Genomic DNA, 18,797 nt, shown 5'->3' on the forward strand with positions numbered 1-18,797 from the left:
GCGATCAGCAAGTCGAAGGTCATGAGCAAGTTGCGGTTTAGAACTTGAGGGGTTTGGGAACGTGAAATCAAAGTCGTTTGAGCTGTTCAATCCGACGATTCTGATGGCTTTGGCATTGATGGCGATCATCGTCATGATGATTTTGCCCATGCCGTCCTGGGTTTTGGATGTCGGCCTTGCCGCCTCCTTTGGCTTGGCCATTCTGATTTTTACGGTTACCCTCTTTATCGAACGGCCGCTGGATTTTTCGGCATTCCCGACCATCCTTCTGACCTCATTGATGCTGCGGTTATCGCTCAATGTCAGTTCGACAAAACTAATCATCGGGGAAGGGCATACAGGAACGCATGCCGCGGGCGAAGTGATCCAGGGATTTGCCAATTTTGTCATGGGCGGATCCGTCTTTCTGGGGCTGGTCGTTTTTGGCGTCCTGATGATCGTGAATTTCGCCGTTATCACAAAGGGTTCCGCCCGAATGGCAGAAGTGTCAGCGCGTTTCGCCCTGGATGGGATGCCGGGCAAACAATTGGCGATTGATGCTGATATGTCGGCTGGGGCAATTGATCACGAAGAGGCCAAGCTGCGCCGCGAAACAGAACAACAGGAGACCACCTTTTTCGGATCGCTGGATGGCGCTTCTAAATTTGTCAAAGGTGATGCAATTGCAGGTCTGTTGATCACGGCGCTCAATCTGATCATGGGTATGATCATGGGCGTTGTCGTTCACGATATGCCGCTCGCCAGCGCGATGGAGACCTATGCGATTTTGACCGTTGGGGACGGGTTGGTTTCTCAGATTCCTGCCGTCATCATTTCTATTGCGGCGGGTTTGCTTTTGGCCCGTGGCGGCTCAAATGTTGCTGCGGATGTTGCGGTCGTTGGGCAGCTTGGTCGCCACCCGGCCGCGCTGATGACGGTTGCGGTTTTGATGGCGCTGTTTGCCTTGGTTCCAGGGCTTCCCTTCATACCATTCATGGCTGGGGCGGCTGTTTTGGGTGCGACGGCCTGGTGGTTGCGAAAAAACAAACCAGACGAAACCGAAGCCGAACCAACCGAAGTTGAATCGACCGAGCCAATGGTGCGGCCCATGGGCGATGTTTTGGACCTTGACGATATCCATGTCGAATTCGCGCCGGATCTGGTCAATATGGCGCTTGATCCGGGCACCGGTTTGGATGTGCGCATCGCCAATATGCGCAACCATATTGCCTCGAACTTCGGCTTGATCCTGCCCGAAATCCGTTTGACCGATGCCTCGTCTCTGCCCACAGGGACTTATGTTGTTCGTATCCATGGCGTGGAAATGGCACGGGGGGAATTGAATGCGGATCTGGTTTTGGCCCTCGTACCCGAAGATTCAGGATCTTTGCCCAGCGGTCAGGATGTGACCGAACCGGTTTATGGTGCGCCCGCCCGGTGGATTCGCCCCGAAGATCAAGAGCGTGCGGCCATTACCGGCGTGACAATCGTTTCCCCAGCCGAAGTTCTGGCCACGCATCTTTTGGAAGTCATCAGGCGCAACTTTGGCCGTCTCTTGACGTTCAAAGCCCTGCGTCGGCTCTTGGATGAAATGGTGTCCTTGTCCAATCCCACCAGAGCCGAAGCGAACCGGAAACTTTTGGACGAACTCATTCCCGACAAGGTTCAAATCGACACGCTACACCAGGTTCTTCGCCTGTTGCTGGATGAACAGGTTTCCGTCCGCAACCTGCCTTTGATCCTCGAAGCGATTTCAGAAATGCGCGGCCAGCAAACCCGTCCTGAGCTGATCTGTGAACATGTTCGACAGCGCATGGGTTTCCAGCTTGTTGCTGGGATGCGCCGTGAAGACGGAACCATTCCGTTAATCCAACTGGCCCCAGAATGGGAAGATACGTTCACGACGTATCAAATTGATGGCGGCCAAGGTGCTTTGGACGTGGCTTTGCCACCCGATAGGTTTGAGGCGCTGACCAAAGGGCTTGCCGAACAAATTGGCGAAGCAGGGTCCCGAGGGGTTGTTCCTGCAGTGGTGACATCAGCGCGCCGACGGCGATTCTTGCGCACGGTTATGGCGGCAAAGGGCATCACAAACCCGGTTATGTCCTTTGAGGAAATTGGTGTCGAAGCACGGCCAACTCTGGTCGGGGTGGTGGCCGCGTGACCACCCTTTTGCCGCTAACCGAACTGACAATGGGGTCGCTTTGGTTTTATCTGCTTGTTTTTCTGCGCGTGAGCGCGGCGGTTTCGGTCATGCCGGCCATGGGTGAACAAATGATTTCGGTTCGCATCAAAATGGTTGTGGCATTGATGATGACCGCAGTTGTCACCCCGGTCGTCGTCGCCAAATTCGCCGGAGTCGAGCCGAGCCTTTCTACCTTTCTTCAAGCGCTGGCGACGGAAACCTTGGCCGGATTGTTCCTTGGACTTGCGCTGCGGATGTTCATGCTGGCGATCCAAACCGCCGGAGCGATCGCCGCGCAATCCACGTCATTGGCTCAACTACTGGGGCAATCCGGGCTCGATCCCTTGCCCGCCTTGGGCAATATCCTGGCAATCTCCGCATTGGCCTTGCTTATGGTGACCGGGTTCCATGTCAAAGCCATTGCCTATCTGGTTCTCTCCTATGAGATCATGCCAGCCTTTACGATACCGAATCCGGCGGATGTGGCCGAGGCTGGCAGTCAGCAGGTCATGCGCAGTTTTGCCCTGGCTTTCACTTTGGCCGCGCCCTTTGTCATTCTGTCCGTGCTCTACAATCTAACCTTGGGCGTGATCAACAAAGCGATGCCGCAGCTCATGGTGGCGTTCGTGGGCGCGCCGGTTATCACCTTTGGCGCGATTGCATTTTTGTTGGTGTCCGCCCCGTTGATGCTGACGGTTTGGGTGCAGGCCATGGATCGCTTTTTGGCGGCTCCGTTTAGGTAGGTAGCCATGGCCGAACAGGATGAAAGCGGCGAAAAAAGCCACGAACCCTCCCAACGAAAACTCGAAGATGCCCGCAAAAAGGGTGAGATCCCCCGCGCCCCAGATCTTTTGACAGCGATGGCCTATTTGGGAATGTTGGCCGGGGCGGTTTCGATTGGCGGCTACACGTTGACCAGCTTTGCCGATAGTGTTTTGCCGCTGATCGAACAGCCAGACCGCTTGGCTGAGTTGTTCTTTGGCGGGAATGCACGCCCGGTGGCAGGTCAGATCATGTCAGCCAGTTTGGGGCAAAGCCTGCCGTTCTTCCTGGCCCCCGCCAGTTTTGTTCTGCTGACCCTTTTCGCGACCCGCGGGATCGTGTTTTCGGGGCAAAAGCTGACTCCAAAATTTTCCCGCCTGTCGCCGATTGAGAATGCCAAGAACAAATATGGTCGGCGCGGGCTGTTCGAGTTTTTCAAAAGCTTCGTCAAACTGTCCGTATACTCGGTCTTGCTCACGGTTTTTTTGCGAAACCAGCTTGAACCGATTATCGGCATGGTGCGCACATCACCTGGTGAAGTTGTCATGATGATCCTGACCCTGATGACCAAGTTTTTGTTCATCGTTGTTTTGATTGCCATGGTGATTGGCGGCCTGGATGCGTTTTGGCAACGGGCCGAGCATATGCGCAAGAATCGTATGTCATTGAAAGAGCTCAAAGACGAAATGAAGGAGGCCGAGGGCGACCCTTATCTCAAGCAGCATCGTCGGGCAAAGGCGCAAGAGCTCGCCTTGAACCAGATGATGGCGGATGTGCCCGAGGCGGATGTGATTATCGTCAACCCGACCCATTACGCGGTCGCCTTGAAATGGAACCGGATGCCTGGAAGCGCGCCGGAATGTGTTGCCAAGGGGGTCGATGAGGTTGCCCTGCGGATCAGGGAAGTGGCGGCCGAGGCCGGGGTGCCCATCCATTCAGATCCACCGACGGCGCGTGCCCTCTACGCTACGACCGATATCGGCCAGCAGATTGCGACAGAACACTATAAACCGGTCGCTGCCGCCATTCGCTTTGCTCAGGATATGCGTGAAAAAGCGCGTCAGAAAGGTTGGACATGACACAGGATTTGACAGAGCTTGTGCAGATTTCTGACATGCTGAAAGAGCGTGCCCTGGCTGAGCATCGCAAAAATGTTCAAGAAAGTCAGAGGATTGCCCAAGAGATTGAGCAGATCGATACGTTGCGGCAACAGGCATTGCGTGATGAAAACAGCCTGATGGCGCGTCGAAGCGTTGGGGCTGATGCGCTTTGGGACAGTTGGCTGATGCGCCGGCGGGCGGAACTTATGCGCGAGGCGGCGATTGCGCGCGCCTATGAAACAGAAAGCCTGACCCGCGCACGGGCGGCATTTGCAAAATCCGAAGCGTCCCAATCTGTCTTAAGGGACGAGATTTTGGCGAGACGAAAAGACAAGCTGAGAAAAGCGGCGGATGTCTTGGATGATCTCAGTGTTCTAAGGCGCGGCTTTGCCGCCGATTGATGCCAAAAAAGGGACAGCGTGAAGCTCTCCCCTTTTTTCGTTAGTTTCGTCGAGTTTCGAGTGGGTGAATCAAACCCTATTCCCTTGCACGATTTACGAATCCTGCCGGGCGATTTCAGTGATCAGCACGTCTGTCACATCCGTCCCCAGGATTGGCTTGGCAGATTCCAGCAAAGCGTTTCGCAGAATGGACATGCGATCACCGGAGGTAAATGTTCCCTCAAACCCGCCGATATTTGCATGATCGAACAAGACCTGCAGAAAGACGTCGCGCAGCTTGGGTTCCCTGGCATAGACAGTTTCGGTGGATCCGGTCGCAACCTCAACGCTGAGCGACGCCACAACCAAGGCCTGAACGCGGTCAGGGCCAACAATCGGAATGACAAACTGGTTGTTCAATTTGACATATTCGCGTCCCGCCGCAACGTCCTCCTCCGCGTCTTTTGGCGCTGCGTGCTGCACTTCTTCGGTTGGAACGACGCAATCTACGGCTGCATGCTCCTCCGCGGTTTTTTCAGGCATCAGGAACAGGCCAGCGCCTACTCCTGCCCCAGTGCCAATCAAAGCCAGTAAGATCGGGAGAATTTTCCTCATGTTACCTCCTTAGAATGGCAGAACGACATCAAGCACTTGCTGACCGACGCGCGGTTGCTGCATGTCGCTGATCTGTCCGCGTCCGCCATATGAAATGCGGGCCGAGGCGATCTTGTCATAGGTGATTTCGTTCTGACGCGACACGTCTTCGGGTCGGACATAGCCAGAAACCAACAGCTCTCTGAGCTCAAAGTTCACCCGCACCTCCTGGATGCCTTCAATCGCCAGAATTCCGTTTGGCAAAACATCTGTAACCGTTGCCGCCACCCGCAAGGTCAAGCTTTCGCTGCGGCGGACGGAACCGTTGCCATTGGCGCTGCTGGAACTTCCCAGATCGACTGCATTGTCAAGGCTGGCCCCATCAGTGATGCCCTGATTGATACGTTGCGGGATTCCAAACAGATGTGGGATGGTCAGGCTTTCCGACCCTGATCGCGAACGGGCCGTTGAGTTGGAGATTTCGGCGCTTTCATCGATTTCGATGACGACCGTCATGATGTCACCACGCTTCATCGCGCGCCGATCCCCAAGCAATGAGGTTTTTCCACCGCTCCAAAGCGAAGCAGCCTCGGTTTTGCGCCCCAAAGGAACCACTTCGGGGACGCCTGAGGCGATCATCGCAACGCGCTCGGGGCTTTCAACCGGCGGGGTGAAATCCGGGGGTTTGCCAATATGGTTCAACCGACCGCAGGCTGCGACAAGCAGGGCAAACATCAAAACGCCAAAAACTTTAGACATATTCTTCCTCACCTTGAAACCAGAACGGTTCCGTTTTCCGAGATCGTGCCAAAGAGCACGGTTCGGGAATCTATGTTCATCACACGGATGCGTTCGCCGACCCCGCCGCGCGCAAGAGCACGGCCCTCGGCCACGATCCTTAACCCGCCTTTGGCAAAGACCAGCTCAACCATTTGATTGCGTTCCACCAAGGCAGGGCGCCCAACCTGGCCCAGCATCACAGCGCGACCGGGATAAATGGCAACGCGTGCTTCCTGGCCAATGACCTCGCCCAAATAGGCATGTGCGCCTTGCACATCAGAGGGGTCCACGCGCACGTCCTCGGCCGTGATGATTTGCTGAGGCCGGATGGACCGGGTGGCAACGATCGTATCGGCCCAGGCCAGGTTACCCAGCAGCAAAAGACATATCGCGAACCCCCACCGCATCAGCGCACCTGACTGGTCGCGCTGAGCATCTGGTCTGCCGCTGAGATGACTTTGGAGTTCAGCTCATACCCGCGCTGGGCTTCGATCAAATCGGTGATTTCCTTGACCGCGTCGACAGAGCTGTCCTCAAGGTAACCCTGCCGCACAGTGCCCAAACCGTCTTGTCCAGGAGTGGATTGGATCGCAGGGCCCGAGGCCTCGGTTTCGGTGAACATGTTTGATCCGATGGCTTCCAACCCTTTTGGGTTGGTAAAGCCTGCCATGGTCAATTGACCCAGCAACTGCGCCTCGGCGGTTTCGGCGAAATAGGCGTAAACCTCACCATCGGCATTGATCGAAACGCTCAGAGCATCTGACGGGATCACGATTTCGGGGGAGACAGGGTAGCCCTCAGAAGTGACGATCAACCCTTCGCCGGTGCGTTTCAAGGCCCCGTCGCGGGTATAGGCGGCTTGACCGGAGGGCAAGGTGACCTCTAGGTAACCACCGCCTTCGATAGCCAGATCCAGATCGCCACCTGTCGCTGACAATGAGCCCTGCGCGAGTTGTACGGTGACCGAAGACGGGCGCACGCCCAGGCCCAGCTGAATGCCCGTCGGCAAGACAGTGCCATCCGCTGCGTTCACGGTGCCCGCCCGCGCCATCTGTTGATAATGCAAATCCGCGAATTCTGCTCGGCGGGCATTGTAGCCCGTCGTACTCATATTCGACAGGTTATTGGAGATGACTTCGACCCGCATTTGTTGGGCGCTCATACCCGTTGCGGCAATTTTTAACGCACGCATTGCTGCCTCCTATTTGATAAATGCCTTGAGAGCGGTTCTGACGCGCTCATCTTCACGTTCCATAAAGCTTTGACCCAATTCATAGGCGCGCTGGACCTCGACCATGCGCGCGACCTGCAGGATTGGATCGACATTGGATGCCTCGACAAACCCCTGCAGCACGCGTGGGTTGTCCACCGGTTCAAACCCTTCATCGGCGCGGAACATGACGCCGCCTTCGCGCACCATCTGGCGCGGCTCCAGGGGTTGAACGACGCCGATTTGACCAATGGCGCGGCCATCGCTGCTGATGGTGCCATCGCCCGCAATGGCCAGATCGTCAGAGTTCGGCGGTACAAAGATCGGGGCCCCGCCGGCATCCAATACCTGGTGCCCGTCTGGCGTGACCAAAGTGCCCTCGGCACTGGGCGAAAACGCCCCGGCGCGGGTCAGACGCTGGCCACCCGGAGCCTGAATCAAAAAGAAACCGTCCCCTTCGATGGCAACATCAAATGTGCCGCCGGTTTGTTCCAATGTGCCCTGCACAAAGGAGGTGTTGCGCACACGTGCAGCCGCCATCGCAACGCCGGAAAGCCCGTCGCCGTCGGTCACATATTCCGAGAAAATCACCCCTTCTTGGCGAAAACCGGTGGTGTTGGCATTTGCGATGTTGTTCGCAATAACCTGCATTTCACGCATCAAACCCGTCTGACGGGAGAGCGCCGTATAGCCTGCGGTTTCCATATTAGCCTCCGGTGATGATGGGAATGATCAGGTTTTGAAAGAAATCGACCAAGGTGCGGGTCATAAAGCTCATCGAAATCCAGAAGACCGCGACAATGGCCAAAAGCTTGGGCACAAAGGTCAGGGTCATTTCCTGGATCGATGTCAGGGCCTGGAATAGCCCAACCCCGACACCAGCCAGCAATGCGGCGGAAAGGATCGGGACCGAGGTGATCGTGGCCACCCACAATCCTTGACGCAACGTGTCGAAAAAGATGGTTTCGGTCAGCATGGATCAGACCGGCATCCTCAGGATTTCCTGATAGGCTTCGACAACCTTGTCACGCACGGCAACAACGGTTTCGACCGCCAATTCCGACTGCGCCAAAGCCTCGACCAGCGCATGTGGATCAGCTTCGCCCATCATGGTGCTGGCGGATGTAACTTCGGCTTGTTTCAAAGTGTCTGCAAATTCCTGCGCGAAATCTGCAAATTGTGTTTCAATCTGTGCTGGCGGCTCGGGCTTTGGCTCCATCGCCGGCATGGAAGCTGCGTATTTCTGAGCAGCAAATAGTGAGCGGACGTCCATTCTGGTCTCCTATGTCTTGAATTTTATCGGCGCAGCAAGTCCATCAGCCCCGTGGACATCTGACGTGTCTGGTCAAACATCTTGAGGTTGGCCTCGTAACTGCGCTGTGCTTCGCGTGCGTCGGCAATCTCGATGATCAGGTCGACATTCGACCCCTGATAATGTCCGGTGGCATCGGCAAGCGGATGCGACGGGTCGTGAATGCGAGTCAGCTCGCTCCGGTCAAGGTTGACGCGACCAGTTTCAACACGAGCAAGAGCCGTGTCCGCGTTGTTTACCTCAAACGGTACGGTCTTGCGTCGGTAGCCAGGCGTATCGGCATTCGCGATATTTTCGGACACAACGCGCAGACGATTGGCCTGCGCTTTGAGCCCGCTGGCAGTGACGGACAGGGCTTCGGAAAAAGCGCTCATAAGTTACCTCATTTAACGACGGCCAAGGCTGGTGCGCAAAACCGAAAGGTTGCTGCGGTAAATCGCCAGGGCCTTGTCATGTTGACGTTTGGCATCGACCGCCAAAACCATCTCTTCCTCAAGAGAAACAGAGTTCCCATTCGGGTCGAGCGGTGTGTCGGTAAAGGAGGCTTCGACCGCGCGCCCAACTTGCCCATGCAAGTGATTTTCGCGTGTTGCGCGCTGTCCCATCATTGAATTTCTCAACGTATCCTGGAACTTGGGCATTTTGCGTGCCCGATAATTGGGCGTATCGGAATTGGCGATATTCTGAGCACTCAACGCCTGTTGACTGCCGGAATGACGCGCCATTGCCATCGCCGTTCTGAAGATGTCCAAATTCTGGAACATCGGGGCTTCTCCCTCGATTGCTTCAACCAAGGCTTAACCGTGATTCCTTTAGAAACAGTTTGCATAGAAATGAACGGAGCGCCCGATGGACGAAGACATTGCCGGATTGAGAGCAAGAATTGCTCAGATGCAGCCAGTGAAAGCTGTGGGGCGGGTGCAATCGGTGGATGGCACCACGATTTGGGTCAGCGGGTTGGCTGAAGATGCCTGTATCGGTGACCGGTTACGGCTGATTCAGCCGGGCGGTGAGCTGGGTGGCGAGGTTTTGCGAATCCGTGATGATCTGGTTGCCATGTTACCGGATGAGGTTGCCGAGGGCGTCTCCAAGGGTGATCGCGTCGCTGTTTTGGGCGCGCCGACATTGGCCCCATGTGACAGCTGGATCGGGCGTGTGATTGATGCCTATGGCCGCCCTCTTGATGGCGCGCCTTTGGGTCCTGGGCCTCGCCGCCGACCATTTCGTGCCAGCCCGCCCCCTGCGGCGGCCCGCCGCCGTCTCGGTGGACGTTTGTCCACCGGGCTGGCGATTTTCGACACGCTTTTACCCATTGTTCAGGGTCAGCGTGTGGGCCTGTTCGCTGGATCCGGTGTAGGGAAATCCCGGCTTTTGGCGCAGCTCGCTCAAGGCGTTAAAGCCGACATTGTTGTTTTGGCCCTGGTCGGGGAACGTGGCCGCGAAGTCCTTGATTTTGTAAGCAATGTTCTTGGTCCAGAAGGTATGGCGCGCAGCGTTGTGGTTGCCGCAACCTCTGATCGATCTCCTTTGGAGCGGCGGCGTTGCCCCATGGCGGCCATGACCATTGCGGAGCATTTCCGCGATCAAGGTGCCCATGTGCTCTACCTGGCCGATTCGATCACGCGCTTTGCAGAGGCGCACCGCGAGGTCGCGATTGCTGCGGGAGAGCTTCCGGCTTTGCGTGGTCATCCGCCATCGGTGGCGCATCAGATTATGCGTTTGGCCGAAAGGGCCGGCCCCGGCATGGGGGATGCGGGGGATATCACTGCGATTTTTAGCGTTCTGGTGGCCGGGTCAGATATGGATGAACCGGTGGCTGACATTTTACGCGGCGTTTTGGATGGGCATGTGGTTATGGACCGTCAAATCGCTGAAAGGGGGCGCTTTCCAGCCATCGACCTGCTGAAATCAGTCTCACGCAGCCTGCCCGAAGCAGCCAACCCATCTGAAAACGACATCATCCAACAGGTTCGGGCATTGCTTGGTGCCTATGCGCGGTCCGAGACCATGTTACGTGCCGGTTTGTACAAAGACGGAGAGGATCCGGTGCTGGACCAAGCCATTCGAGTTTGGCCTGATTTGGATGCGTTCCTTGCCGAGCCATCTCCGGATGGGCCAGAAATGGCGTTTCAAATGCTTCAACTGATCCTGCGGCGTTCGATGTCGGCCCCTGCCCCAGCACGCCGCCAGGTACCGGCGGCGATTGGGAAGTAGTTGGGGGTTAGGCTAGGGGTGAAACCCTGCTTAGCCAAACAAAGACGTCCGCGGGATCTGCGCCAATAGGGTAACGGCAACCTGGCTGGAGGACGTGGCCGAAAACTCCTGTATCTGGCTCTGCAAAAGGAAGGATTGGATAACTTTTTCCATGACTTCCGGCTCAGCCAGATCGGCAATTTCACTCGCGCCAAAGCGGGACTGGCTTTTCTCGCGCAGCACCTCCATCTGCTTGTCGAGATCTATCTGTGCAAAACTGCTTGGCAATCCAAGCGCGGTTTCAAAAACCTTGCGAAGCGGGGCTGTGCCCATCACGCGCAGCCATTGCGTATCTGCTGTGGTGCCTTCTTCGGTAATCTCGGGGAGGTTTCTTTCGAAATTCAGCGATAGACGCAGGTTTTCATCTTGGTTGCCGACCGCAATTTCAAACTCTTGCGCACGATAACGAGACAGAATTTCCTCTGGAAACTTGCTGAGCGAGGTCCGTGGTCCAAGTGGGGAATCAAAGGAAAATGCATTGGTGAGCGATTTGTACCGCTCATCTGCCATTCTGTTGGCCAGGGCTGTGGGTTCCGACGTGCCCTCTTCCAAGATCTTTTGAATAAAGAACTTGTTGTTGATGTCTTCCTGAAGGCCAAACGCCCCCAAGGCGACACGGCGCAAACGCAGATCGGAGACCAGATCTTCGGCAGTTTTGATTGATCCGATATTCTCGGCAAAATACTCGGTATCGCGTTGAAGCTGGGCCCCAGCTTCAAACACTTCTCGTTGCGATTCCTGGGTTGATTTCAGGAATTGCCAACCGACCAAGCCGGTCCCGACAATGACGGGCTGAAAGCTCATTGTTGACCCGCGGCCAGCAGCCGGTCCTCGCGTGGGATCAGGGCACGCAGAGCCTTGAGGCACTGGTAGAACTGATTGCCCAACAGAGCATCAGTGGCCTGCGTCAACAGACGACGGCTGTCTGCATCGATCAGGATATGGCTGAGCTCTTCGATCCTGGGTAGCAGCTGTTGGCGCGCGTCTGTCGGTTCAGAATCCCCTGTCAGGATCAATTGCGCCGTGTAACACAGCCTCCGCACCGGTGTGACAGCTTCGTCAGGGTGGATCGCGTCACGCAGCCGCAGAACGTTTGCATTTGGGGTGACAATTGACATGCGACTGCGCCGATCGCCGTTTTCGATCACCGCTCCGTTGATCAAGACGCGTTCACGCGGTCCAAGTTTCAGTACCAATCCGCTCATGGTTTCATCCTCCGGCCACCAAGCCCACGAAGAATGGCGGCGTTGATTTCCAACAAGGGGGCGAGGCGGGCTTTGCGGGCCAAAACCTTGCCTGTGTGTTGTTGGACAAATTCTGCAAGATAGAAGATTTGGGCGCGCAGTTCCTGAGGCAGCTCGTTGTCTTTGTCAGCCACATCTACGGCCAGAGTTGTCCAAAGACGTTGATTATCGGAAAGCGCCTCGACCAATTTCGGGTAGGACTTGGGTCCAGCCTCAGCAGATGCTTTGATGCGATGCGTAATACGGGCAAAAAGCTCATATTCTGTGCCGCGGGGCGTGCGTGTGGTTCTGGCGTTTTGAGAGTAGCCGCGATGGGCAAGGGACTGGGCGTTCACTTCACAACCTTCTGGTTTGAATGATCAGGAATTAAAGGTGAGAGGGCCAGGTTGTTCCGGCCCTCCCAATGTTTGACTTAACGGAAGAGGGACAGCAGCTGCTGCGGTGCCTGGTTGGCAATCGACAGCGCCTGTACACCCAGCTGTTGCTGGACTTGCAGGGCCTGCAACCGGGCCGAAGTTTCTTCCATATCGGCATCAACCAGCGAACCGATGCCAGATTTCAGAGCGTCGGTCAGGCCAGAGATGAAATCCGCCTGGGTTTCGATGCGGCCCTGGGCCGAACCAAAGTTCGCTGCGGAGTCAACGGCGGTCTGGATCAGACCTTCGATGGCTGTCAGGGCGGAGTCCACGCCTTCCTGAGTGGTGACATCGATATGTTCGATTTCACCAAGACCACCACCGATGGTGTTGCCTGCGGCGGCATAGGATTCAGCTTCGACAGTGATGTTGTTGCCGGTTGTGGACGAACCTGTAACTGTCACAAGGCCAGTGGAGGCGTTGAACGACATGGACAGATCGTCAGCGTCCAGACCTTCGCCCGCGAGGTGGGTCTTCAGCGCGTCGTTGAGTCCGTCAAACACGTCTTGGTTGGTGTCGCCTTCGCGTGCCACATACATGACTTCGGATGGGTGACCAGTAGAGGCGGATGTGTTGGCAGTCGCCATGTCTCCTGCGCCAGCGGTCAGTTCGATTGTGTAACCAACACCTGCAGCGACCGAAGCTGCGACGATAGTAAAGCTGGTCGTTGGTGCCGTTGCCGCACCGTTAAGCGCGACTGTGCTGCCAACCGCTGCACCGGAAACTTCGGTACCACCACCAGCACCGGTGATTTCAGAGGCGGTAATGCCCAGATCCTGCTTGGCGACGGAAATGTCAGATGCCGCAACACCGGTCGCGGAACGATCCAAGGAAGCCAGAACATTGATGGTATTCGACCCGGCTGTGGTATCTTTGTTGTCCAGCAGGTTCAGGCCGTTAAACTGAGCCGCGCCAACAACCGCACCGATCTGATCGCGCAGTGCAGCGATGTCGGTTTGGATTTTGTCGCGGTCAACGTTTTCTTCCTGAGCGGCAACAATCTTGCCTTTGATGTCGGTCAGCAGGTCCGTCACGGTTTCGGACGCCTGGCGTGCAACCGCCACAGTGGACTGGCCCAGGTTCAGGCTGTCGGAAATGCCTTTGAAGCCTTTCACGTCGGCTTCCATAACCTTGGAGATCGCCCAAACGGCGGAATTATCTTTTGCGTTGGCAACGGCCTTACCGGTCGAGATTTTCGACTGGGTGTCAGCCATATTGGAATTGATAGACTTGAGAGTCTGCAGCGCCACCATGGCGCCGTTATTCGTCAGGATACTAGACATGTGTATCATCCTTAATTTTGCAGCGCTTTTGCGCTTGTTGCGTTTGCCGCGAGCGGCATTTTCAACGTCTTTCTGACGGATGCAGACCTAGTGTTGCTCAGGCTGCGCCACCTATTCCAGGTGCGAGGAATTCAATAACGGGAGGGGCCAGAACCAAGCCCCTCCCGAATTTTTTAGCGGAAGAGCGACAGCAGCTGCTGTGGTGCCTGGTTGGCAATCGACAGCGCCTGAACACCCAGCTGTTGCTGGACCTGAAGGGCCTGCAGACGGGCTGAGGTTTCTTCCATATCGGCATCAACCAGCGAACCGATGCCAGATTTCAGAGCGTCGGTCAGACCGGAGATAAAGTCGGACTGGGTTTCGATGCGACCCTGTACCGAACCAAAGTTGGCTGCGGAATCAACGGCGGTCTGGATCAGACCTTCGATGCGGACCAGAGCTTCATCAACACCGGATTGCGAGGTCACGTCGATATCGGCCAGGTTGGCAAGCCCGCCGCCCACTGTACCGTCGCTTTCACCGGAAGCGGCCGACTGGAAAACGTCTGCGGTCGCAACAGTGATTGAGCTGCCAGTGTTGTTGGTCATTTCGATCTGACCGGTGGTTGCGTTTGTTGCAAAGGACACATCGATTTCGTCAATTGCGGCTTGTTCGTTCAGGGCGTCGACCATTTTATTGGTGACATCACCCAGTGTATCGCCATCACGTGCCACGTATTGAACCGGAGCAGAGAAGGCCAGGCCACCAGCAACAACCTCATAGGACATGCCCGCTTCGGGGGTGCCTGTAAAGGTGATCGCCAGAGCGGTCGCACCGTCAGCAATTGCGCTGTTGGAACCACCAGTGTTGGTTGTCCGCGTACCCACTGCCTGAGCAGAAGAACCAAGATCCTGCTTTGCGACAGAGATATCAGATGCAGCAACACCGCTTGCCGAGCGGTCAAGCGACGCGAGAACGTTGATAGAGCCGGAACCGGCGGTTGTATCGGTGTTGGCAAGCAGGTTCAGGCCGTTGAACTGAGCCGCACCAACAACCGCACCGATTTGATCACGCAGCGCGTCGATGTCGGTTTGGATCTTGTCACGGTCAACGTTTTCTTCCTGAGCCGCAACAATTTTGCCTTTGATGTCGGTCAGCAGGTCGGTCACGGTTTCAGACGCTTGACGCGCAACTGCAACCGTGGACTGGCCCAGGTTCAGACTGTCGGAAATGCCCTTAAAGCCTTTCACGTCAGCTTCCATAACCTTGGAGATTGCCCACACAGCAGAGTTGTCTTTGGCGTTTGCAACGGACTTACCAGTCGAGATTTCAGACTGGGTGCTGGCCATGTTGGAGTTGATAGACTTGAGAGTCTGCAGCGCCACCATGGCGCCGTTATTCGTCAGGATGCTAGACATACAAATAGTCCCTAGGTTTCAATAGCGCTTTTGCGCCGGTTGCGTTTGCCGCGAACGGCATCTCTGACGTCTTTCTGACGGATGCAGCCCAGGAAATTCCCCAACTGCGCCACCCAAAACGGTGCATCGGCAACTTGAACCCGGAATACTAACGGAGCCCTAAGAGCCCCCGACAAGATCGGGAGCATTTGAGGCAAATCTTCACGCTCTGCGCTCCAACTTGTTGATTTTAGGGGCATCAATGGTCATGCGACGCCCAAGCGCATCATAGGTATCCATGGATTTGCGAATGCGCTGCAGATCGCCCAGCCGAGACGCAACATTCCGAATACCGGCCAAGGCCTGATCAAAAAGCTCTTGGTTGCGGCGCATCCCATCTTGCAACGGGGCCAGCTCCTCTCTGGAGATGTTTTGTTCGGACAGGTCCGCGGTCAGCGCCTCTTTAATCTCCAGAAGTTCAGCAATCTGATCAAAATCCCCCGCCAAAAGTGCGGCGCGCTCGGCCTGCAGCAAAAGATCGAGCTGTTCTGTCAGCGTAATATCAGTCATCCATTCTCTCCTTCAGGGCGTGAAACAGGGATTCGGCCAGTCCAATGCCACCCTGCGCGGCCATTTGTCGGGCTTGTTCGAGGCGCATGAAGGACGCGAACTGGTCTTCGCCAGCGCCTCCGCCAAACCCTTCGGGGGTTTTTCCGATTCCGGCGGATTTCAGCATTTCTGCCAAGAAATTCGCCTCCAATTCTTGGGCTGCCTGGCGCAGGGCCTGATCCTGTTTACCAGACAGGGTCGATGTTACGGGGAGGGTTTCCATTAAAATTTGCTCCAATTCGACTCGGTTGTTTCGATTTGAACGCAATGCGGTAAAGAACCAGTAAGGATGTTTCGCTTACATGATGAGCAAGGAAGAATTCCGGGAGCTCACATGCTTACTCAACTGTCTGGCCTTGCAGGGCCGAACCTTTTCGCCACAACGTCATCCAAGGACGTGGCGGCTAAAGACAAAGATGATTTTGCCGCCATTTTTGAACAACTGGACGTTTCAGGGGAGCATACTGAAACGACTAAGGACGACCTGACAGTTGAAGAACCAGACGAGGTTGAGAACGAAGACGTCGCCGCGGATGCAGATGTTTCTGACCCGGAAACCGGCGACGCCGAGTTGGATGAAACGGCTGAGCTGACAGATGCACTGCTTGAGAGTGAGGTAGAGTTCAACACCGTCGAAAGCTTGGATCATGAGGCGGCGGATCAGGTTTTTGATCTCAAACCTGTCCAAGAAAATGATCAGGTGCGGGTCGATCAATCTCTTAGGGGTGATCCGGATTGGACCCCAACTCAAAACACTGATGCCATGCCAAGGTTTGTTGCGGGGACGAGTGCTTCAGGGGCGGAGCCAGCTCCCTCGCAGGTGGTTCGCGAAATTAGGATAGCAGGTATAAGCAATATCCAGGCTGGCTCTGCGAATTCGGCAATGCAAAGCAAACCTGAAACAATTGCCACCCCGGCCAGTTTTCAACCGGTGCTTGGATCAGGAACGGCTCCTGCAAAAGACAACACGCCGCAGCCACAACTGGCTGCTGCGCCGGAAAAGGCTGACATGAAACCAGAAGCGCAGGTTGCTTCCATGGCGACAGGTCAGGCGGTCAATTCAGGGAATTTGGCACCGGTTGCCGGAGACAATGCTGGGATCGTTAAGGAACCGCCAAAGCCCGGCGTTGATTTCGCAAGACTAGAACCTGCTGCGCCAAGCAAGCCTGCGATGTTTGAAGCATCCAGAGTCATTGGTGACCAAGCTGTGACAGGAACGGTTGAGGCTGATGCCTCTGATCGCTGGAACCGGGCCGGAACTGCAACCGCTGTGCCTACTGCGACAGATGAACATGTTGAAACGCGGTTCTCTTACGCAGCCCTGCAAGCTCACCCGAATGAAGACGGTGTTGAGCCCCGGATTGTTGTGCAAAACGAAGCCCCCAAGCCGCAGCCGACAAACGTGGAAATCACGAACTCTAGTCGTGACACTCCAAAGGCAAAAGCCGTCGTCCACGTCGATGCTGGTGCGAAAGATGCTCTCGCGACAGCAGCCGCTTTTCCAACAGCCGTGCCAGAAATCGCTAAAGATGCTGCGCTTGCAAAAGTTGGGGTAGAAGGTGTCGCCGAAATAGTGGCCAAACCCAATGCAGGCGAAACCGTTTCGCCTCAGCTGAAAGCTGATGCTTTTCTGACCGAAAGGCCAGTAATTTCGCCGCCTGGATTGCAGGAAAGTGATCCGGCTGGAAAGGTATCAACGCCTGAAGCAAAGGCTGCTCCTGCGGCACCAAATACAACCGCGGTTTCGTCCCCTGCAATGGCTCTTGGCGGTCAGCCAGACGACTTGAATATTTCGATTAAACCATTTGCGGGTAAGGGCGAAAGTGCCGCCATGCCCGCGGCAGAAGGTGGAAAAACTGGTTTTGAAACGCAAACCCCGCGCCCCGAAACAGTGACCATATCCGCGCCGCCGACAAAACCCGACACGTCTCGGCCGGGACGAAGGGACACGCGTGAAGGGGGTGTTGTAGAGTCCGATGAGGTCGTGCTGACAAAAGGTCAAGAGACGCGTGTTGTCCCAGAGGCCAAGGCGACCCTAACCATGGCGCAACCAGCTCCAGCCACAAACGGAGCGGTGACATACCCGTTTATTTTGGACGGTGAAGACACGGCGGTTGAGTTTGAGGAAACACTGTTCTCTTCAGTAAGTGACGTCAAGCGTACAGCAGAAACCGTGTTCCCAACCCAGCAGACAATTGTCCGCCCATCCGCTAACCACGTAATGCGGCAAATCGCCGAGGTGGCAAACAGGATGTCAGATGGTGGCGTTGAATTGCGCCTGAGCCCCGAAGAGCTTGGAACCGTGCGCATGCAGTTTGTCACGACCGAACAGGGGCTGACGGTCAACATCCAGGCTGACCGGCCCGAGACATTGGACCTGATACGCAAAAATATCGATCAACTGGCGCGTGACCTGGCCGATAGTGGCTTTGAAAATGCGGGCTTTTCCTTTGGTGATGACGGAAGCCAAGGGCATCAAAACCAATTCGGCTCACGGGGGGGAGATCCGGTGGCCGAAGAGGTAGCCGTCGTGAAACCACAACAGACAGCGCCCCAGGACGGGCTGGACATCAGAGTGTGAGGAATTGAGATGACAGATGTAGCAGCAACACAAAGCTCTGTTGGCACGACAAGCGTGACCTCGACAACCAGTGCGACCGCCGACGCAGAGCGTCTGGTCAGTTCAGATTTTGAAACATTTCTCAAGATGATGACGGCGCAGGTTCAAAACCAGGACCCATTGAATCCAATGGATTCGAGCGAATATGCCTCGCAATTGGCGACCTTCTCGTCGGTTGAACAGCAGGTTTTGACCAATGATTTGCTGCGTAACCTAGGCGACATGCTGGGCGGGAATGCGCTGCAGCAATATGGGTCTTGGGTGGGGATGGATGCCTTGGCGCGGGTTCCTGCCGAATTCACTGGCAATCCGATTGTAGTTCGCCCCGATTATGAGCCAAACGCCGATAGTGCAATCGTTGCGGTTCGCAATTCCGCGGGTGAAGTTGTGCAACGCTTGAGCATTCCGGTTGGCCAGGAAGAGGTGCTGTGGGCCGGATATGACGATCAGCAAAACGCTTTGCCAGATGATGTCTATCGCTTTGAAATCGAAAGCTATCAAAATGGCGAATTGACTGGAACAACTTTGGCCTCGGTCTATACGCGGGTCGAAGAAATCCGCAATCAAGGCACCAGTGTTGTGGTTCGTCTGGCTGGCGGGATCGAAGTTGAATCCACGCAGGTCAACGGCTTGCGATCCGCTCAGTCCTGAACACTGCAACGGCACACAGGGTGAACAACTCCCCAGCGGCGCG

General features: G+C 55.8%; 23 protein-coding genes. 7 read left to right on the forward strand and 16 right to left on the reverse strand.

Features of this window, described 5'->3' with window-relative positions; all coding sequences use genetic code 11:
* Nucleotides 1-103 precede the first annotated feature (103 nt).
* Genes flhA through CLV87_RS09085 form a run of 4 tightly spaced genes read left to right on the forward strand, consistent with a single transcriptional unit; the run spans nucleotide 104 to nucleotide 4,427 of the window.
* A complete protein-coding gene (flhA, locus tag CLV87_RS09070) occupies nucleotides 104-2,143 on the forward strand; it encodes a flagellar biosynthesis protein FlhA (protein WP_235871898.1) in 2,040 nt (679 codons plus the stop codon).
* Nucleotides 2,140-2,907, forward strand: a complete 768-nt coding sequence (locus CLV87_RS09075; RefSeq protein WP_306438008.1) for a flagellar biosynthetic protein FliR — start codon at nucleotides 2,140-2,142, stop codon at nucleotides 2,905-2,907. Before flhA ends, CLV87_RS09075 begins: the two co-directional genes overlap by 4 nt.
* Nucleotides 2,908-2,913: 6 nt before the next feature.
* Entirely contained in the window at nucleotides 2,914-4,005 is a 1,092-nt protein-coding gene (locus CLV87_RS09080; protein ID WP_099241775.1) for an EscU/YscU/HrcU family type III secretion system export apparatus switch protein, read from the forward strand.
* The gene (locus CLV87_RS09085; RefSeq protein WP_133840728.1) at nucleotides 4,002-4,427 is read left to right on the forward strand and encodes a hypothetical protein; all 426 of its coding nucleotides are present in this window, start codon (nucleotides 4,002-4,004) and stop codon (nucleotides 4,425-4,427) included. The genes CLV87_RS09080 and CLV87_RS09085 overlap by 4 nt, the downstream gene beginning before the upstream one ends.
* 93 nt (nucleotides 4,428-4,520) lie before the next feature.
* On the opposite strand, the gene CLV87_RS09090 is transcribed toward CLV87_RS09085, so the two are convergent.
* From CLV87_RS09090 to CLV87_RS09130, 9 genes are read right to left on the reverse strand one after another with little or no spacing between them, the layout of a single operon-like run.
* Entirely contained in the window at nucleotides 4,521-5,021 is a 501-nt protein-coding gene (locus tag CLV87_RS09090; RefSeq protein ID WP_099241771.1) for a flagellar basal body-associated FliL family protein, read from the reverse strand.
* A 9-nt stretch (nucleotides 5,022-5,030) separates the two neighbouring features.
* Nucleotides 5,031-5,759, reverse strand: coding sequence for a flagellar basal body L-ring protein FlgH (gene flgH, locus CLV87_RS09095; protein ID WP_099241769.1), 729 nt, complete (start codon nucleotides 5,757-5,759; stop codon nucleotides 5,031-5,033).
* 8 nt (nucleotides 5,760-5,767) lie between these two features.
* Entirely contained in the window at nucleotides 5,768-6,187 is a 420-nt protein-coding gene (gene flgA, locus CLV87_RS09100; protein WP_099241767.1) for a flagellar basal body P-ring formation chaperone FlgA, read from the reverse strand.
* The gene (gene flgG, locus CLV87_RS09105) at nucleotides 6,187-6,972 is read right to left on the reverse strand and encodes a flagellar basal-body rod protein FlgG (RefSeq protein WP_099241766.1); all 786 of its coding nucleotides are present in this window, start codon (nucleotides 6,970-6,972) and stop codon (nucleotides 6,187-6,189) included. Before flgG ends, flgA begins: the two co-directional genes overlap by 1 nt.
* 9 nt (nucleotides 6,973-6,981) lie before the next feature.
* Nucleotides 6,982-7,695, reverse strand: a complete 714-nt coding sequence (locus CLV87_RS09110) for a flagellar hook-basal body complex protein (protein WP_099241764.1) — start codon at nucleotides 7,693-7,695, stop codon at nucleotides 6,982-6,984.
* A gap of 1 nt (nucleotide 7,696) precedes the next feature.
* On the reverse strand, nucleotides 7,697-7,966 hold the full coding sequence (locus CLV87_RS09115; RefSeq protein ID WP_099241762.1) for a flagellar biosynthetic protein FliQ: 270 nt from the start codon (nucleotides 7,964-7,966) through the stop codon (nucleotides 7,697-7,699).
* Nucleotides 7,967-7,969: 3 nt separating this feature from the next.
* Nucleotides 7,970-8,263 carry a flagellar hook-basal body complex protein FliE gene (fliE, locus tag CLV87_RS09120; protein ID WP_099241760.1) on the reverse strand — a complete coding sequence of 98 codons (294 nt, stop codon included), beginning with the start codon at nucleotides 8,261-8,263 and terminating at the stop codon, nucleotides 7,970-7,972.
* A 23-nt stretch (nucleotides 8,264-8,286) separates the two neighbouring features.
* Nucleotides 8,287-8,676, reverse strand: coding sequence for a flagellar basal body rod protein FlgC (gene flgC, locus CLV87_RS09125; protein WP_099241758.1), 390 nt, complete (start codon nucleotides 8,674-8,676; stop codon nucleotides 8,287-8,289).
* 12 nt (nucleotides 8,677-8,688) lie between these two features.
* Nucleotides 8,689-9,066 (reverse strand): FlgB family protein, encoded by a 378-nt coding sequence (locus CLV87_RS09130; protein ID WP_099241756.1) that lies wholly within the window; start codon nucleotides 9,064-9,066, stop codon nucleotides 8,689-8,691.
* Between the two features lie 85 nt (nucleotides 9,067-9,151).
* Between CLV87_RS09130 and CLV87_RS09135 the strand changes: the two genes are divergently transcribed.
* Entirely contained in the window at nucleotides 9,152-10,516 is a 1,365-nt protein-coding gene (locus CLV87_RS09135) for a FliI/YscN family ATPase (protein ID WP_099241755.1), read from the forward strand.
* Between the two features lie 30 nt (nucleotides 10,517-10,546).
* On the opposite strand, the gene CLV87_RS09140 is transcribed toward CLV87_RS09135, so the two are convergent.
* The 7 genes from CLV87_RS09140 to CLV87_RS09170 form a co-directional block, all read right to left on the reverse strand.
* Entirely contained in the window at nucleotides 10,547-11,359 is an 813-nt protein-coding gene (locus CLV87_RS09140) for a DUF1217 domain-containing protein (RefSeq protein WP_099241753.1), read from the reverse strand.
* The gene (gene flbT, locus CLV87_RS09145) at nucleotides 11,356-11,760 is read right to left on the reverse strand and encodes a flagellar biosynthesis repressor FlbT (protein ID WP_099241751.1); all 405 of its coding nucleotides are present in this window, start codon (nucleotides 11,758-11,760) and stop codon (nucleotides 11,356-11,358) included. Before flbT ends, CLV87_RS09140 begins: the two co-directional genes overlap by 4 nt.
* Complete coding sequence (gene flaF / locus CLV87_RS09150) at nucleotides 11,757-12,134, reverse strand: flagellar biosynthesis regulator FlaF (protein ID WP_099241750.1); 378 nt, start codon at nucleotides 12,132-12,134, stop codon at nucleotides 11,757-11,759. Before flaF ends, flbT begins: the two co-directional genes overlap by 4 nt.
* 77 nt (nucleotides 12,135-12,211) lie before the next feature.
* A complete protein-coding gene (locus CLV87_RS09155) occupies nucleotides 12,212-13,498 on the reverse strand; it encodes a flagellin (protein WP_099241748.1) in 1,287 nt (428 codons plus the stop codon).
* A gap of 173 nt (nucleotides 13,499-13,671) precedes the next feature.
* Entirely contained in the window at nucleotides 13,672-14,895 is a 1,224-nt protein-coding gene (locus CLV87_RS09160) for a flagellin N-terminal helical domain-containing protein (protein WP_099241746.1), read from the reverse strand.
* Nucleotides 14,896-15,096: 201 nt separating this feature from the next.
* Nucleotides 15,097-15,444 carry a flagellar protein FlgN gene (locus CLV87_RS09165; RefSeq protein WP_099241745.1) on the reverse strand — a complete coding sequence of 116 codons (348 nt, stop codon included), beginning with the start codon at nucleotides 15,442-15,444 and terminating at the stop codon, nucleotides 15,097-15,099.
* On the reverse strand, nucleotides 15,437-15,706 hold the full coding sequence (locus CLV87_RS09170) for a rod-binding protein (RefSeq protein WP_099241743.1): 270 nt from the start codon (nucleotides 15,704-15,706) through the stop codon (nucleotides 15,437-15,439). The genes CLV87_RS09165 and CLV87_RS09170 overlap by 8 nt, the downstream gene beginning before the upstream one ends.
* A gap of 111 nt (nucleotides 15,707-15,817) precedes the next feature.
* Between CLV87_RS09170 and CLV87_RS09175 the strand changes: the two genes are divergently transcribed.
* Nucleotides 15,818-18,064, forward strand: a complete 2,247-nt coding sequence (locus tag CLV87_RS09175; protein WP_166652702.1) for a flagellar hook-length control protein FliK — start codon at nucleotides 15,818-15,820, stop codon at nucleotides 18,062-18,064.
* A gap of 9 nt (nucleotides 18,065-18,073) precedes the next feature.
* Nucleotides 18,074-18,754 (forward strand): flagellar hook capping FlgD N-terminal domain-containing protein, encoded by a 681-nt coding sequence (locus tag CLV87_RS09180; protein WP_099241740.1) that lies wholly within the window; start codon nucleotides 18,074-18,076, stop codon nucleotides 18,752-18,754.
* The last annotated feature ends 43 nt before the right edge of the window (nucleotides 18,755-18,797 follow it).

Origin of the sequence: Pelagimonas phthalicica (genome assembly GCF_004364805.1) — a bacterium.
In the GTDB taxonomy this organism is placed as follows: Bacteria; Pseudomonadota; Alphaproteobacteria; order Rhodobacterales; family Rhodobacteraceae; genus Pelagimonas; species Pelagimonas phthalicica.